14 protein-coding genes and 1 pseudogene are annotated in these 15,306 nt (G+C 68.0%); 13 read left to right on the forward strand and 2 right to left on the reverse strand.

What is annotated here, in order from left to right; translation table 11 throughout:
• Positions 1-12: 12 nt before the first annotated feature.
• Positions 13-1,689 carry an alpha/beta fold hydrolase gene (locus INQ43_RS12690; RefSeq protein WP_194036690.1) on the reverse strand — a complete coding sequence of 559 codons (1,677 nt, stop codon included), beginning with the start codon at positions 1,687-1,689 and terminating at the stop codon, positions 13-15.
• Positions 1,686-2,693, reverse strand: a complete 1,008-nt coding sequence (locus tag INQ43_RS12695; protein ID WP_194036691.1) for an NADP-dependent oxidoreductase — start codon at positions 2,691-2,693, stop codon at positions 1,686-1,688. Before INQ43_RS12695 ends, INQ43_RS12690 begins: the two co-directional genes overlap by 4 nt.
• Before the next feature lie 260 nt (positions 2,694-2,953).
• Between INQ43_RS12695 and INQ43_RS12700 the strand changes: the two genes are divergently transcribed.
• From INQ43_RS12700 to INQ43_RS12760, 13 genes and pseudogenes are all read left to right on the forward strand, one after another.
• The gene (locus INQ43_RS12700) at positions 2,954-4,483 is read left to right on the forward strand and encodes a carboxylesterase family protein (RefSeq protein ID WP_194036692.1); all 1,530 of its coding nucleotides are present in this window, start codon (positions 2,954-2,956) and stop codon (positions 4,481-4,483) included.
• A gap of 138 nt (positions 4,484-4,621) precedes the next feature.
• Positions 4,622-5,137, forward strand: coding sequence for a c-type cytochrome (locus tag INQ43_RS12705; RefSeq protein WP_194034590.1), 516 nt, complete (start codon positions 4,622-4,624; stop codon positions 5,135-5,137).
• 94 nt (positions 5,138-5,231) lie between these two features.
• A complete protein-coding gene (locus INQ43_RS12710) occupies positions 5,232-5,939 on the forward strand; it encodes an alpha/beta fold hydrolase (protein ID WP_194036693.1) in 708 nt (235 codons plus the stop codon).
• Positions 5,932-7,056, forward strand: coding sequence for a cell division protein ZapE (gene zapE, locus INQ43_RS12715; RefSeq protein ID WP_194036694.1), 1,125 nt, complete (start codon positions 5,932-5,934; stop codon positions 7,054-7,056). The genes INQ43_RS12710 and zapE overlap by 8 nt, the downstream gene beginning before the upstream one ends.
• 7 nt (positions 7,057-7,063) lie before the next feature.
• Complete coding sequence (queF, locus tag INQ43_RS12720; RefSeq protein ID WP_194036695.1) at positions 7,064-7,909, forward strand: NADPH-dependent 7-cyano-7-deazaguanine reductase QueF; 846 nt, start codon at positions 7,064-7,066, stop codon at positions 7,907-7,909.
• Between the two features lie 116 nt (positions 7,910-8,025).
• Complete coding sequence (locus tag INQ43_RS12725; protein ID WP_194036696.1) at positions 8,026-8,340, forward strand: LysM peptidoglycan-binding domain-containing protein; 315 nt, start codon at positions 8,026-8,028, stop codon at positions 8,338-8,340.
• A gap of 33 nt (positions 8,341-8,373) precedes the next feature.
• The gene (locus INQ43_RS12730) at positions 8,374-8,856 is read left to right on the forward strand and encodes a hypothetical protein (protein ID WP_194036697.1); all 483 of its coding nucleotides are present in this window, start codon (positions 8,374-8,376) and stop codon (positions 8,854-8,856) included.
• Positions 8,857-9,006: 150 nt separating this feature from the next.
• The gene (locus INQ43_RS12735) at positions 9,007-9,732 is read left to right on the forward strand and encodes a UPF0149 family protein (RefSeq protein ID WP_194036698.1); all 726 of its coding nucleotides are present in this window, start codon (positions 9,007-9,009) and stop codon (positions 9,730-9,732) included.
• Between the two features lie 129 nt (positions 9,733-9,861).
• Complete coding sequence (locus tag INQ43_RS12740; RefSeq protein ID WP_194036699.1) at positions 9,862-10,248, forward strand: TraR/DksA family transcriptional regulator; 387 nt, start codon at positions 9,862-9,864, stop codon at positions 10,246-10,248.
• A gap of 38 nt (positions 10,249-10,286) precedes the next feature.
• Positions 10,287-12,518, forward strand: a complete 2,232-nt coding sequence (locus tag INQ43_RS12745) for an NADP-dependent isocitrate dehydrogenase (protein WP_194036700.1) — start codon at positions 10,287-10,289, stop codon at positions 12,516-12,518.
• A gap of 239 nt (positions 12,519-12,757) precedes the next feature.
• Positions 12,758-13,504, forward strand: a pseudogene (locus INQ43_RS12750) (methyltransferase); the annotation flags it as partial.
• 7 nt (positions 13,505-13,511) lie between these two features.
• On the forward strand, positions 13,512-14,072 hold the full coding sequence (locus INQ43_RS12755; RefSeq protein WP_194036701.1) for a pseudouridine synthase: 561 nt from the start codon (positions 13,512-13,514) through the stop codon (positions 14,070-14,072).
• A 99-nt stretch (positions 14,073-14,171) separates the two neighbouring features.
• Complete coding sequence (locus INQ43_RS12760) at positions 14,172-15,284, forward strand: hybrid sensor histidine kinase/response regulator (protein ID WP_194036702.1); 1,113 nt, start codon at positions 14,172-14,174, stop codon at positions 15,282-15,284.
• The last annotated feature ends 22 nt before the right edge of the window (positions 15,285-15,306 follow it).

A 15,306-nucleotide genomic window follows, 5' to 3' on the forward strand; every position in this document is an offset into this window, starting at 1 on the left:
CGGGAACGGGTGTCAGGGATGGGTTGGGGATGTGGCGGATTGTTCGCCCAGCAATGCGGCGGCGCGGCCGAGGTAGTCGTCGGTGCTGGCGGAACTGCCGGCTGCCAGCGGCACACCCAGCGCGCCCAGGCGGGCCGCGAGACCGGGTGAGGCGGCCTCGCGGAACATCGGCTTGCGGCGCTCGCCCAAGCGCAGCAACTCGACCACGTTGTCATTGACCTGGGCCGGTGTCGGAGCGGCGACGGGGCGGCGGGCGGCTGCGGAAGGTTTCAACCAGGGCCACATCAGGTGGCGTTCGCGCTCCCACTGCCAGGCCTCGTCGAGGTGGCCGCCGGCGCGCAACAGCTGCGGGTCAGGCAATTGCGCCAGCAGGGTCGCGGTCTCATCGCCCTCCAGCAGCCAGGGCCGGTGCAGCTCGATCCGCTGCAGGCGTTCGCCCAGTGCCGCCGCCAGCGCCGGTACGTAGCCTGCGGCCGCGCCGTGACCCTCGATGGTGACCGGCAGTTGCCCCGGGACCGACCCCAGCGTCGCGAGGATCGCGCTCACCATGGTTCCGGCGTCAAGGTCAGCATCGACCTCGGCGGATGCACCGTGTCCCGGGAGGTCCGGTGCGACCACCGCTGCCGTGCCGGCCACCGCCAGGTCGGCGGGCGCCAACGGCCGCTCTCCCGGCGCATGCAGCACCAGCCGCAGCGAGTCCGCGCCGTCGTGGGACCACAACGCGATGTCGCCCACCGCGCAGGCGACGATGCGGCGCGACCAGCCGGTGCCGTCAGGACCACCGGAAGGATCGCGGCCCGCATTCCCACCCGCGCAGTGAGGCGAACGCTCCGCCCCGGCAGCCATCAGTTCGACCGATGCTTCGTCGGCCAGCTTGTCCGCGAGCAACGCATCCATGCGCGCGTGCATGCCCGCGATGCCGTCCTCCTCGACCACTGCCTGCACGTTCGCTGGCAGTTCCGGCAGGCGCGGCAGGTGGGCCAGCAGAGGATCGCCGCGGCGGAAGACCAGCAGCGACGGCGGCTGCAGGGTCGACAGGAATCCGTGCTCGATGTGGCGGAAGGCGGCGCCATAGCCGGCCCGGTAGGCATCGCCGACCTCCAGCACGTCCATCACCGCCTCATGAGTGCTCTGGGTGGTGTGCGGATCGATCGCCATCGCCGCTTCGGCGCGGTCGTCGTACCACGGGAAGAAGTATTTCTGCTCGCGCATCCGCGACCACAGCCAGCGCAGGTGCGAGCCGTCCCACGCGGGCACGAAAGGCGGCAGGTAGCGGTCGCCGTAGATCGCGCTCTCCGCCGGGGTGAAGGCGGCATAGCCGTCCACCACCAGCGCGGTCACCCGCTCCGGACAGGCGGCCGCGACCTGGGCGGCGACCAGCCCGCCGGTGTGCATGCCAAACACCGCGAACCGGTCGATGCCCAATGCGTCCAGTACCGCGACGGTGGCCTCCGCCAAGTCGGCAATGGAGGGCTCGGCGATGTCGAGCGGGTCCGAGTAGCCAAAACCCGGCGTGTCCGGCGCGATCACGGTATAGCGGTCGGCGAAGCGCGCAATCATGTCCAGCCACATCCGCGAGTTCTGCGGCGACTGGTGCAGCAGGACCAGCACCGGCCCCTGCCCGGCATGACGCAGATGCACATGACGCTGGCCGATGCGGACGAAGCGACGGTGGATACACACGCTCATTCAGCCAACCTCACCAGTGATTTGCCCAGGTTCCGGCCCGACATCATCGCGATGAAGGCCGCCGGAGCGGAAGCGAGGCCGTCGCTGACCGACTCGCGATACTGCACGCTGCCGTCGCGCACCAGTGGTGCGACCTCATTGGTGAATTCGTCGAACCGGTCGAGATGGTCGAACACCACCAAGCCCTGCAGCGTGGCGCGGGCCGCGATCACCGGGCCCAGGTTTGGACCTGGCGGGCGCTCGCCCTGGTTGTACTGCGAACTCAGGCCGCACAGCACCACGCGCGCGCGCGGCCGCAGCAGCGACAGCGCCGCTTCCAGCACCGGCCCGCCGACGTTGTCGAAATACACATCGATGCCGTCCGGACACGCCGCGCGCAGGTCCTCGGCGAAGCTCGGGCTGAGGTGGCTGACGCATTCGTCGAACCCGAAGGCCTCGCGCGCGATCGCGCATTTCTGCTCGAGTCCGGCGATGCCGACGGTGCGGCAACCCGCGCGGCGTGCCAGCTGCCCGGCCACGCTGCCGACCGCGCCGGCTGCGGTGGAGACCAGCACCGTTTCGCCGCGCTGCGGACGGGCGATCGTCTTCAATCCGGCCCATGCCGTCAGGCCGGGAATCCCCAGCACGCCCAGCGCGGTGGAGGGCGGCGCCAGATCCGGATCGACCCTGCGCAGTGAGTCCTGCGGCGCCACCGCGACCTCGCACCAGCCGGTGTCACCGACTACCCAGTCGCCGACGGCAAGGCGATCGCTGTTGCTCTGCACGATCTGTCCGAGCGCCCCGCCGGGGACCGTTGCGCCCAGGTCGGGCCGCGGCACCGCGTAACGCCCGGCCAGCAGCGGGCGCAGATACGGGTCCAGCGACAGCCAGTGGTTGCGCACCACGACCTCCCCGGCACCGGGCGCATCCAGCGTGCGCCGATCCAGGCCGAAGTCGCGCTCGCGCGGCATGCCGTCGGGGTAGCGCAGCACCTGCACGACCTGTCGCGTCGGGGGTATCGCCATCCATCACTCCTGATCGTTCCGCTGCCGGTTCCCCAGGTGCATGCAGTTCTTTGCAGCCTGGAAAGTCCTGCCAACGCGGTGAACCGGGCCGAAAACCGCGCGCGTTGATTGTCCGGACATTTACCAAGATACTCGGATTGAGTTCACTCGCCAACGGTGTTTTCAGGATGGTCCACAACCTCCGGTACCAACCCGACCCGCGCCCGGCCTTGATCGCAGTGTTCCTGATGTTGGCGGCGGCGTTGCCAGCTTGCGCCAGCTTGACCGATCGCCCTGTCGCCGGCGGCAGTGATGAGCCGGCGCCGGTGGTGCACACCGCCCAGGGCGACGTGCGCGGATTTGTCGACGAGGGCATCGTCGTATTCCGCGGCATCCCGTTCGCCGGCGATGTCAGTGGCAAAGGACGCTGGCGACCACCCGGCCCCGCGCCGGAATGGCAAGGCGTGCGCGATGGCACCCGGCACGGCGCGATCTGCCCGCAGTCCACCCAGGAGCGCAACGGCGCCGTCGCCCCGTGGCTGGCGGCGTTCGAGATGGCGGAGGACTGCCTCAACCTCAGTGTCTACAGCCCGCAACTCAAGGCCGGCAGCAAGGTTCCGGTGATCATGTGGATCCATGGCGGCTTTGCCCGCATCGGCACAGGCTCGCGGCACGACGGCAAGGCTTTGGCCAAGCGGGACGCGGTGGTGGTCACCATCAACTACCGGCTCGACAGCCTGGGGCTGTTTGCCCACCCCGCGCTCACCGCGCGCCAGACCGACGAGCCGCTGGCCAACTACGGCCTCATGGACATGGCGGCCGCGCTGCGCTGGGTGCAGGACAACATCGACGCATTCGGCGGCGATCCCGGCAACGTCACCATCGCCGGCCAGTCCTCCGGCGGAGTGGCGGTGACCGCGCTGATGACCTCGCCGATGACCCGCGGCCTGTACCACCGCGCCATCGCCCAGAGCGGCGCGATGGCCAACCTCGAGCAGGCCCGCCGGGTCTCGGTCGACCAGCCCGGATCGCCCTCGCTGGAGAAGGATGGCGAGGCGTTGGCGACCGCGTTGGGCGTCGATCCCGGCGGAGACGTCCCGGCGAGGCTGCGCGCGTTGCCGTGGCAGAAAATCATCGCCTACTCCGAAACCCGCCCCGCAGGCGCGATGGTGCCCGTCACCGATGGCCGGTTTCTGCCCGGCAACGTCGACCGCACCTTCGCCCGCGGCGAGCAGAACCCAACCCCGCTGATGATCGGCACCACCGATTGGGAGCAGAGCCTGGTCGCCAACTTCAATATTCCATTGGCCGCGATCCTGCGTGGTACACCCGCCGACGAAGCGCGCAGCGCCTACCCCGCACTGGATGACAAGCCGCTGGTGGAGGAATGGTTCGCCGATACCGGCTTCCACGCGCCGGCCCGCTTCCTGGCCCGCCAGGTCGCCGCCCACGGCGGCAAAGCCTTTGTCTACCGTTTCAGCCACGTTCCCGCCGACAAGCGCGGCAGCGTGCCCGGCGCGGCGCACAGCGATGACGTGCCCTACCTGTTCGAGCCGGTCGGCCTGCCCAGCGTGACCGGCGATGCAACCGGCAAGGAGCTGTCGCGGATCATGACCGGCTACTGGACCAACTTCGCCCGCAATGGGGACCCCAACGGACCGGGACTGCCTCGTTGGGCCGCGGTCGGCACGGATGACCTGGAGCTGATGGATCTGGACGTGCCCCCGGCGATGCAGACCGACCCGCGCTCGAACCAGATCCAGTACCACCTGCAGCGCTACCAGACGGCGCTCGAGGCGATGCGGCCTTAGTGCCTGATTCCACGGCGGAGACCCGCCCCTACTTGTCTGGCCGGCAACGCTTTATACTGCCCCGCGGCCGCTTGATTGCGGATTTTCGTTGGACGTCGACGCGCGCCCCATCGCGGGGAGCGCCCAAAAGGTGGGACCGTGCGCAATTACGACCTTGATTTCCTGAAAAGATTCTCGCTGGTGATCGGCTTCCTGATCCTGCTCAGCCTTGGCCTGGTGGTCGGCTCACGCATCATCAGCAACTCGCTTCCCTACGACGAGCCGGACAATTTCGCGCAACGCACCGTGGAGCGCATCGCGCCCGTCGGCGGCGTGTACGCCGGCAGCACCGGTGCGGCCGCAGCAGCAGCGGCGGCATCCGCGGCGCTGGCTTCGGCATCGGCGCAGGTCGCCTACGGCGGCACGCTGGATGGCTCGGTGATCTTTGATGGCCTGTGCGCGGGTTGCCACGGTTCCGGCGCCGGCGGTGCACCGACCATGGATCAGGCGCACTGGTCGGCACGCATTGCCCAGGGCATGGACACCCTGCACAAGCACGCCATCGAGGGCTACACCGGCAGCGCCGGCCTGATGCCGGCCAAGGGCGGCAATCCGGCCCTGACCGACGAGCAGGTCATCGCCACGGTCGACTGGATGGTCGAGAACCTCAAGTAACGGTCGACCGGTCTCCCGGTCCGCTGACAGAGCCGCCCAAGGGCGGCTTTGTCGTTTCCGGGTTCCGTCCGTTGGCAAGGCTTATCATGGGCCGATGGACAAGCCTGCATTTCCCAACGACCCGGAATTCCGCTCCGGCAAGCCGGTCGTCGTCACCCTGCACGGCCCGGCCGGAGATCTCGAAGCCATCGTGGAAGGGCCCGAGGCCGACGTCGACCCGCGCCCGGTGGTGATGGTGATCTGCCACCCCCTCCCCACCGAGGGCGGCACCATGCACAACAAGGTGGTCACCATGACCGCACGTGGCCTGCACCAGTCCGGCGCCACCACGGTTCGCTTCAACTTCCGTGGCGTGGGCGGGTCTGAGGGCCGCTTTGACAACGGTGACGGCGAAGCCGATGACCTCCGGGCCGTCATCGCCTGGGTACGCGGGCAGCGCCCCGACCACCAGCTCTGGCTGGGGGGTTTCAGTTTCGGCTCCTACGTCGCCTTCCAGGTCGCCAGCGAGGTCGATGCCGGCCTGCTGCTGATGATCGCTCCGCCCGCCGGCCGCCGCGGCTACCGCTTCGACAGCATCCCGGCCTTCGACGGCCCCTGGGTGGTGATCCAGGGCGAGACGGACGATGTCGTGGATCCCGAAAAGGTTTATGAGTGGGCAGACGGCTTCGAGCAGCCGCCCGAACTGGTCCGCATCCCCGATGCCAGCCACTTCTTCCACCGCAAGCTGATCGACCTGCGCGGCGCGGTGAAGCACGGGATCCGTCCCTACCTGCCAGCGGCGAAGCCTGCCGCCGATGCCTGATCCCGTCGTGACCGCGGGCGCCGGCGCGCTGCCCGGCGTGCGCTACCGCGCGGGTGTTGCCCGTGGCGAGTGGGATGCAGATCCCGCCCAATTGCCTGCACTGGCCGAACTGGACCGCATCCATGCGGCGCTGCTGGAGCCGCCGTCGCGCGGACTGCTGCAGCGCCTGCGCAAGCAACCGTCGGCTCCAGTGCCGGGCCTGTACCTGTGGGGCGGCGTCGGTCGTGGCAAGACCTTCCTGGTCGACCTGTTCTACGACGGCCTGCCCATCGAGGCCAAGCACCGCACCCACTTCCACCGCTTCATGCGAGACGTGCATGCGCGCCTGCGCGAGCACGCTGGCGAGCGCGATCCCCTGGCCTCCATCGCCCATGCCGCCGGGCACCGCTGGCGGGTACTGGTGCTGGACGAGTTCTTTGTCACCGACATCGGCGACGCGATGCTGCTGGGCCGGTTCATGGAGCAGTTGTTCGCCAACGGGGTGGCCCTGGTGACGACCTCCAATACCGCCCCGCAAAACCTGTTCAAGGACGGGTTGCAGCGCGAGAGCTTCCTGCCGGCGATCGCCCAGATCCAGCAGCATTGCCACATTCTGGAGCTGGTCAGCGACCAGGATTACCGCCTGCGCGCATTGACCCGCTCGCCGGTGTACCGCGCGCCGCTGGATGCCGCGGCCGACGAGTGGCTGGCGACGCGCTGGAAGCAGATCATCGCCGACGCGCCGCGCGAGGACGGTCCGCTGCATATCGAAGGCCGCGACATCCCGGTGCGCGGCATCGCCGGCGGCCACACCTGGTTCGACTTCGACGCCCTGTGCGATGGCCCGCGCGCCACCGGCGACTACATCGGCATCGCAACGCGTTTCCACACCGTCCTGCTGGGCGGTATTCCGGTATTCGATGGCAACAACGACGATCCAGGGCGCCGCTTCGTCAACCTGATCGACGAGCTCTACGACCGCAACGTCAACCTGGTCTGCACCGCCGATGCCGACCCGGTCGGCCTGTACACCGGCCACCGCCTGGCCGGTCCGTTCGAGCGCACCACCTCGCGCCTGATCGAGATGCGCTCCACCGAGTACCTCACCACCCGGCACCGGGGCGGATCGGGAGGATAATGGCGCCATGACCGCCATCGACTCCCTCGCCGCCACCGACGCCGGCGCCGACCTGCCGCTGGGCCGCAGCGTCGCCTACCCACGCGCGTACGATCCATCGCTGCTGTTCCCGATCGCCCGCGCCCTGGGGCGCACCCCGCTGGGCGTGCAGGCCGACGCCCTGCCCTTCATCGGCAACGACCGCTGGCATGGCTACGAGCTGGGCTGGCTGGACGGCCGCGGCAAGCCGCGCGTCGCGACCGCAACGATCACGGTGCCGGCAACCTCACCGCAGCTGATCGAATCCAAGTCGCTCAAGCTCTATCTGAACTCGTTCAACGCCACCGCGTTCCCCAGCGACGAGGCGGTGCTCGCGCGAATGGTCGAGGACCTGTCGCGCGTGGCCGGGAGCCCGGTCGAGGTCGCCTTCGGCCTGCCCGCCATGGATGAGTCGCAGGACAACGCCATCCTGATCGACACGCTGGACATCGCCATCGACCACTACGGCCCGCCGCAGCCGGCCTTCCTTGCCGCCGATCCCGCCCATGTCGTAACCGAGACTCTGACCAGCGAGCTGCTCAAATCCAATTGCCCCGTGACCGGCCAGCCCGACTGGGCGCGCGTGGTGGTCCACTACCACGGCCCCCAGCTGGATCGCGCCGGCCTGCTGCGTTACCTGGTCTCCTTCCGCGAGCACGCCGGCTTCCACGAGCAGTGCGTGGAGCAGGTCTTCTGCGACCTGATGCGCCACGCCTGCCCCACCCAGCTCTCGGTGGAGGCGCGTTACACCCGCCGCGGCGGCCTGGACATCAACCCGTGGCGGGCAACGCCGGGCTGTCCTGCGCCTGAGCCGGGGCGAGACCTGCGCCAGTAAGCGGCAGGACGGCGCTGTTGGCGGCGCGCCGTCGCAAAACCGTCACCCGCCGGCGATCTGGTTTTAACAAGGCGCGTGCCATCGTCTCCCTGCCCTGATGGCAGGAGTCCGATGCAATGAGCCACCCCGACAAGAAAGCCGATTTCTCCGGCGTCACCAGCAAAGTAGACAGCACCGCCAACAGGGCGGACCGGGCTGACTTCTCCGCTGTCAGTTCGCGCGTCGACACCACCGCGGACAAGATCGGCGAGCCGGTGTCCGAGCTGTACACGGTGAAGCCCGGCGACACGCTCTCGCACATCGCCAAGCATTTCTATGGCAAGGCCAGCGCCTGGAACACGATCTACGACGCCAACCGCGACCAGCTGGACAACCCGGACCGGATCCAGCCCGGCCAGGTCCTGCGCGTTCCTGCTCGCGACGACCACTGAAGCGCACTGGCGCCCATCCCCAAGGAGATCCACATGACCGCACCAACCCTGCGTTATGCCATCGCGACCGCCCTGGTGGCATCGCTCGCCCTGGCGGGCTGCAAGAAGGACAAGCCTGCTGACACCGCCGTCACCCCGCCGCCGATGAGCACCCCGGCGCCGACCCAGCCGGCGTCGCCGATGAACAGCGCGGTAAGCATCACGTCGGTGACCTTGGGCACCCAGGCGGGCGCCGACAAGATGATCCAGACCTCGACCACGGATTTCACCACCAACGATCCGATCATCGTGTCAGTGTCCACCACCGGGACCAGCGGCAGCACGAACATCCACACGCGGCTGGTCTACGATGATGGCCAGGTCGCCGGTGAGGAGTCGCAGTCGATCTCGGCCAACGGTATCGAGACCACCAACTTCACCTTCAACAATGCCAACGGCTGGCCGGCCGGCAACTACACCGCCGAGGTTGCCATCGACAGCGCTGCGCCGCGCAAGACCAGCTTCACGGTGAAGTAATTCCTCGAATCGCCATGGCCGGAAACGGCTGGCCTGAGAAGGGCGTGCCAACTGGTGCGCCCTTCTGCGTTGCAGGGTCTCGCCGGTCACGCTCGACGCCTTCGGGCAACCGTTACCATGGCCCATCCCTGCCCGCCGTGACCTTCGCCCATGACTGCATCCGCCTATCTGTCCGACGACCAGATCGAACGCCTTGCCAACCTGCTCGAGCAGCGCGCGGTGCCGTTCCGCGGCTTCAACCTGGAAGCGCTCGACGGCTATTTCACCGCGCTTGCCGTCTCGCCAGCCGAGCTCCCCATGGACCAGTGGGAGCCGACCATCTGGGGCAAGACCCCGCGCTGGGACGACGCTGCGCAGCGCGCGGGCATCGAAGACCTGCTGCTTACCCATCGCAACATGGCGCTCGCCAGGGTGCGCCACGGCAACGAGACCCTGCCCGACCACCTGGCGCCGCTGCTGTGGCTGCCCGAGGATCCCGAGCATCCGACCGAAGGCGCGCAGGCAGCACAGGAAGACGAGCTGGATGTCGGCCGCGACTGGGCACTGGGCTTCTTCACCGCCGTGGAGCTGCAGGAGGACGCGTGGGATGCGTGGCTGGACCAGAACGACTGGATGGAGGAGATTTTCGAGCAGTTGGACCGCCTCGCCAGCGGCGAAGTCATCGGCGAGGACCCGGCCCAGCCCGGCACGCCGATCGACTACCCCGAGCGCCTGGGCATCATCGCGATGCTGCCCGACATGCTGGCCGACCTGCACCACCACCGCATCGAGGCGCTGACCCCGCGCGAACCGATCCGCGCACTCGACACGCCCGAGCGCAACGAGCCCTGCCCCTGCGGCAGCGGCAAGAAATACAAGAAGTGCTGCGGCGCGTAAACGCAGCCGGTCGCGCCTGGTACCGGTAGCCCGCGGCCGGCGAAACCGCCTGCCGCGCTCCGGGGTCATGCCGGAATCACGTCGCTTTGGCCACACTGGTGGCCACGAAACAACCGACGCGGGATACGCATGAGCCAGCACAACGACGCACTTGATCCGGACTTCATCCAGAAACAGAAGCAACGGCTGGAGGAGTTGCAGGCCGAGCTGCAGTCCTCGCTCGACTTCCGCCTCGAGGACGAGCTGCAGATGCAGGAAACCCGCACCAACCAGGCCCGGACCAGCGGCAGCGACGCGCAGAAGAGCGCGCAGCAGGACAACAACCGCGCTGTGCGTGCCCACGACCGCATGCGCCTGGAAGCGGTTCGTCGCGCGCTGGAGAAGATCGAGGAAGGCACCTACGGCCAGTCCGAGCAGAGCGGCGATCCGATCCCGCGCGCCCGGCTGGAAGCCGCGCCATCCGCCCTCTACACGGTGGCCGAAGAGGAAGTGCGCGAGCGCGAACAGGACGTCTAGGCGACAATGGTCGGCCCGATGGCGACGACGAGAGCTCAATGTCCGATACCCCCAAGATCATCTACACACTCACCGACGAGGCGCCCTTGCTGGCGACGCAGTCGCTGCTGCCGATCGTGCAGGCGTTCACCGGCACCGCCGGGATCGCGGTGGAAACCCGCGACATCTCTCTGGCCGCGCGGATCCTGGCGCAGTTCCCCGACATGCTCGGCGATGCTGCCGTCAGCGATGACCTGGCCGAGTTGGGCAACCTGGCGACCACGCCGGAAGCCAACATCATCAAGCTCCCCAACATCAGCGCGTCCGAGCCGCAGCTGAAGGCCGCCATCCGCGAGCTGCAGCAGCACGGCTACAAGCTGCCCGAATACCCCGACGAGCCGGCCACCGACGCCGAGCGCGATACCCGCAAGCGCTACGATCGCGCCAAGGGCAGCGCCGTCAACCCGGTGCTGCGCGAAGGCAATTCCGATCGCCGTGCGCCGCTGTCGGTGAAGAACTACGTGCGCAAGCACCCGCACCGGATGGGCGCGTGGAGCGCGGACAGCCAGTCGCACGTCGCCCACATGGACGATGGCGACTTCTACGGCAGCGAGCAGTCGGTGTTGATCGAGGAGCCCGGCGCGGTGCGCATCGAGCTGGTCGGCGCCGATGGCAAGACCACGGTGCTGAAGGAGAAGACCGCGCTGCTGGCTGGCGAGCTGATCGACGCCTCGGTGATGAGCCGCTCCAAGCTGGCCGAGTTCGTCGATGCCCAGATCGAGGACGCCCGCGCCCGCGACGTGCTGTTCTCGGTGCACCTGAAGGCCACGATGATGAAGGTCTCCGACCCGATCATCTTCGGCGTCGTGGTCAGCCGCTTCTACCGCGAGGTGCTGGCCAAATATGCCGACGAGCTGCGTGAGGTCGGATTCGACCCCGACAACGGGATCGGTGATCTCTACGCCAGCATCAAGTCCCTGCCAGCCGATCGCCAGGCCGCGATTGAGGCCGACATTGCCGCCCAGTACGCCGACCGGCCCAAGCTGGCGATGGTCGATTCCGACAAGGGCATCACCAACCTGCACGTGCCCAGCGACGTGATCGTGGATGCCTCCATGCCGGCGATGATCCGCGACTCGGGCAAGATGTGGAATGCCGCCGGCGAGCGTCAGGACGCCAAGGCGCTGATCCCGGACCGCTGCTACGCGGCCGTGTTCCAGACCGCGATCGAGGACTGCAAGGCGCACGGTGCGTTCGACCCGGCGACCATGGGCACGGTGCCCAACGTCGGCCTGATGGCGCAGAAGGCCGAGGAATACGGCAGCCACGACAAGACCTTCCAGATCCCTGCCGCGGGCACGGTGCGCGTGGTGGACGGCAGTGGCACGGTGCTGATGGAGCACCCCGTCGAAGCCGGCGACATCTGGCGCATGTGCCAGACCAAGGACGCGCCGATCCGCGACTGGGTCAAGCTGGCCGTCACCCGCGCGCGCCTGAGCAACACGCCGGCGGTCTTCTGGCTGGACCCGCAGCGCGCCCACGACCGCCAGGTGATCGCCAAGGTCGAGGCGTACCTGAAGGATCACGACACCGCTGGCCTGGACATCCGCATCATGGATCCGGTGGCGGCGATGAAGTTCTCGCTGGAGCGCATCCGCAAGGGCGAGGACACCATCTCGGTGACCGGCAACGTGCTGCGCGACTACCTCACCGACCTGTTCCCGATCATGGAGCTGGGCACCAGCGCGAAGATGCTGTCGATCGTCCCGCTGATGGCCGGCGGTGGCCTGTTCGAGACCGGCGCCGGCGGCAGCGCGCCCAAGCACGTGCAGCAGTTCAGCAAGGAAAACCACCTGCGCTGGGATTCGCTGGGTGAGTTCCTCGCCCTGGCCGCGTCCCTGGAACACCTGGCGCAGCGCTACGACAATCCGCAGGCGCGTGTTCTGGCCAGGACCCTGGACGAAGCCACCGGCACCTTCCTGGACAACAACCGCTCACCCTCGCGCAAGGTCGGCGAGCTCGACAATCGCGGCAGCCACTTCTACCTCGCGCTGTACTGGGCGCAGGCGCTGGCCGCGCAGGATGAGGACGCCGCGCTGAAGGCGACGTTCGCCCCCATCGCGCAGGCGCTTGGCCGCGATGAGGAAAAGATCGTCGAGGAGCTCAACGCCGCGCAGGGCAAGCCGGTCGACATGGGCGGCTACTACCAGCCCGACCTGGAACTGGTGGGCAGGGAGATGCGACCCAGCCGCGCGTTCAACGAGGCACTGGCGCTCCTGTCGGCCGCCTGATCGCCCCGCCATCCCAACGGGACCGCGCCTGGTTTGCGCTAGGCTGCGGTCTGCCCTGTTCCCACTGGAGCCGCCCCATGAACCACCGCACCTCTCTCACCCTGCTCGGCTGCGCGCTTGCACCGTTCCTCCTGCTGGGTTGCAGCGGCGAGCCCGCCACCGGCAATCTCGACAGCGCCGACGCGCAGCGCGCCGACTCGGCGGCGGAAAGCGAGTCGCGTGCAGCGGCGACTGACCAGGCCAGGCTGCGCGACGCGGTCGGCGGTGACTGGCGCAGTGCGGATGACGTCGCCCGCGATGCCCATCGCCATCCACTGGAGACCCTGCAGTTCTTCGGCCTGCAGCCCGACCAGACGGTGGTGGAAATCACCCCCGGTGCGGGTTGGTATGCGCAGATCCTCGCGCCTTACCTGCACCAGGACGGCAACTACGTGGCTGCGGTAGTGGATCCGGCCACGCTCCCCGAGGGCGGCGGGCGGGACTACCAGCAGAAGGCCAAGGACCAGCTCGAGGCAACTTTCGCCGCGGCGCCGGCGCAGTTCGACCGCGCCAACATGGTCAGCTACGACCCGAGCGCGCCCGTGCTGGGCAGCCCGGGCACCGCGGACCTCGTTGTGACCTTCCGCAACGTGCACAACTGGCGCAAATCCGGTCAGGCGCCGGGCATGTTCGAGGGCTTCTACAAGGTGCTCAAACCCGGCGGCACCCTGGGCGTTGTCGAGCACCGCGCCGCCGCCGACGTCCCTGATGACGATGGCAGTGGCTATGTCGGCCAGGCCCAGGTGATCGCACTCGCCGAAGCCGCCGGCTTCACCTTCGAGGAGGCCAGTGAGATCAACGCCAACCCGCGTGACACCCGCGACCACCCCAACGGCGTGTGGACGCTGCCGCCGGGCAACAATGTCAGCGAAGGCGACGACCCCGCCAAATACCAGGCCATCGGCGAAAGCGATCGCATGACCCTGCGGTTCCGCAAACCCGGTTGAGCGATCGTTGCTGATCGCGTTCAACAAGCCCTTCCGGGTGCTGTGCCAGTTCACTGACAGCGGCCCGGAAGGTCCCGCGCGGGAGACGCTGGCAGGATTCGGGCTGCCCGCTGCGGTTTATCCGGCCGGTCGCCTGGACTACGACAGCGAAGGGTTACTGCTGCTTACCGACGACGGCCGCATGGCCCACCGTCTGACCGATCCGCGCCATAAGGCGCTCAAGACGTATTGGGTGCAGGTGGAGGGGACGCCGGATGAGCAGCAGCTGGCAGCGTTGCGCAACGGCGTGAAACTCAAGGACGGTCCGACCTTGCCGGCGCATGCGCGGAGCATCCCCGCACCTTCGCTGTGGCCGCGCGATCCGCCGGTGCGCTTCCGCAAGACCGTGGCCGATGCCTGGCTGGAGATCCGGATTCGTGAGGGCCGCAACCGCCAGGTCCGGCGAATGACGGCCGCGGTCGGCCTGCCCACCCTGCGACTGGTGCGCGTGGCCGTCGGTCCGCATCAATTGGGCGCACTGATGCCGGGACAGTGGCATGATCTGTCTGCGGAGCCTCGTCACAGCTGAACCGTTAAGGCGGTTGCGTGCCGCATTCAGCTTTTCGTGGTTTGCTATTGCGCCAGAGGCAGGCCTTGTCCCGGGGTGGACTTGGCATCAGGAACCGACATGACACCTACCCAGACCAGTCTTGGCAGTATTCTGGTCGTCGACGATCAGTCGGCGAACCGTCGCGTGGTCAGCACCCTGCTCACTCGTGAGGGTTACCACGTGCTGTCGGCCGGGACGGGTGAGGAAGCGCTGATCCTGTGCGAGCAGGCCCAGCCGGACCTCATCCTGCTCGACGTCATGATGCCCGGCATGGACGGCTTCGAGGTCATGAATGCGCTCAAGGAGCGCGGCATGGGCGTACCGGTGGTGTTCGTTACCGCTGCGCACGACCGTGACCTGTTGCTGCGCGCTTTCGACGCCGGCGTCGTGGACTACGTCACCAAGCCCTTCCTGCCGGAGGAGTTGATTGCGCGCGTCAACGCGCACGTGGGGCTAAAGCTCACCCGGGACCGGCTGGAGCGTGTCGCCCGCGAGCGCCAGGAGCTGGTCAACCTGGTCGCCCATGATCTGAAGAACCCGCTTTCGAGCGTGCTGTTTGCCAGTGACATCCTGCGCAACGAGGCAGTCCGCCCGGAGCGGATCCCGCGTTATCTGGACATGATCTACGAAAGTGCCAACGACGCGATCGGCTATATCCGCCATTACCTCGAAACCCAGGCCGGTGCTTCGCGCGAAAAATGCGAAGGCTCCGACTGCGCCGACCTGTGCGACACGCTGGAGTGGCTGGCAAACCGTTATGAGTACCAACTCGATGCGCAGGGAATCACACTGACGGTGACCTCGCCGCCGGTGGGAACCAAGGTCGCCATCGACGACCGTGTGCTGCGCCAGGTCGCGGAGAACCTGGTGAGCAATGCCATGAAATACGCACCCAACGGCGAGTTGTTGCTGTCAGGACGCCCTGGAGCTCCCGGCTTCTGGCAGCTGGTCGCCGCGGACCGTGGACCGGGAATTCCGGCCCACCAGCAGCGCGAACTGTTCAAGCCGTTCAGCCGCCTCGGCACGGCCGAAGATGACGGCGTCTCCAGCGGTCTGGGCCTGTCGCTGGCCAAGCAGATCATCTCCAACGCCGGTGGTCAGCTCTGGTATGAGGACCGCGATGGGGGTGGGTCGGTCTTCGTGATCGAGTTGCCGGCGGCGGTAAACGCGCCGACACCCGTGCCCGCCTGATCCCCACGCAGGGCCGCGCCAC

Source organism: Lysobacter sp. H23M47 (assembly GCF_015209765.1).
Lineage (GTDB): Bacteria > Pseudomonadota > Gammaproteobacteria > Xanthomonadales > Xanthomonadaceae > Novilysobacter > Novilysobacter avium.

Bases quoted from the DNA above. Each gene is read 5' to 3' on its own strand.
- INQ43_RS12735 (WP_194036698.1), top strand. From the start codon at position 9,007: ATGACTGCATCCGCCTATCTGTCCGACGACCAGATCGAACGCCTTGCC.
- INQ43_RS12745 (WP_194036700.1), top strand. From the start codon at position 10,287: ATGTCCGATACCCCCAAGATCATCTACACACTCACCGACGAGGCGCCC.
- INQ43_RS12730 (WP_194036697.1), top strand. From the start codon at position 8,374: ATGACCGCACCAACCCTGCGTTATGCCATCGCGACCGCCCTGGTGGCA.
- INQ43_RS12725 (WP_194036696.1), top strand. From the start codon at position 8,026: ATGAGCCACCCCGACAAGAAAGCCGATTTCTCCGGCGTCACCAGCAAA.
- zapE (WP_194036694.1), top strand. From the start codon at position 5,932: ATGCCTGATCCCGTCGTGACCGCGGGCGCCGGCGCGCTGCCCGGCGTG.
- INQ43_RS12760 (WP_194036702.1), top strand. From the start codon at position 14,172: ATGACACCTACCCAGACCAGTCTTGGCAGTATTCTGGTCGTCGACGAT.
- INQ43_RS12740 (WP_194036699.1), top strand. From the start codon at position 9,862: ATGAGCCAGCACAACGACGCACTTGATCCGGACTTCATCCAGAAACAG.
- queF (WP_194036695.1), top strand. From the start codon at position 7,064: ATGACCGCCATCGACTCCCTCGCCGCCACCGACGCCGGCGCCGACCTG.
- INQ43_RS12690 (WP_194036690.1), bottom strand. From the start codon at position 1,689: ATGAGCGTGTGTATCCACCGTCGCTTCGTCCGCATCGGCCAGCGTCAT.
- INQ43_RS12710 (WP_194036693.1), top strand. From the start codon at position 5,232: ATGGACAAGCCTGCATTTCCCAACGACCCGGAATTCCGCTCCGGCAAG.
- INQ43_RS12695 (WP_194036691.1), bottom strand. From the start codon at position 2,693: ATGGCGATACCCCCGACGCGACAGGTCGTGCAGGTGCTGCGCTACCCC.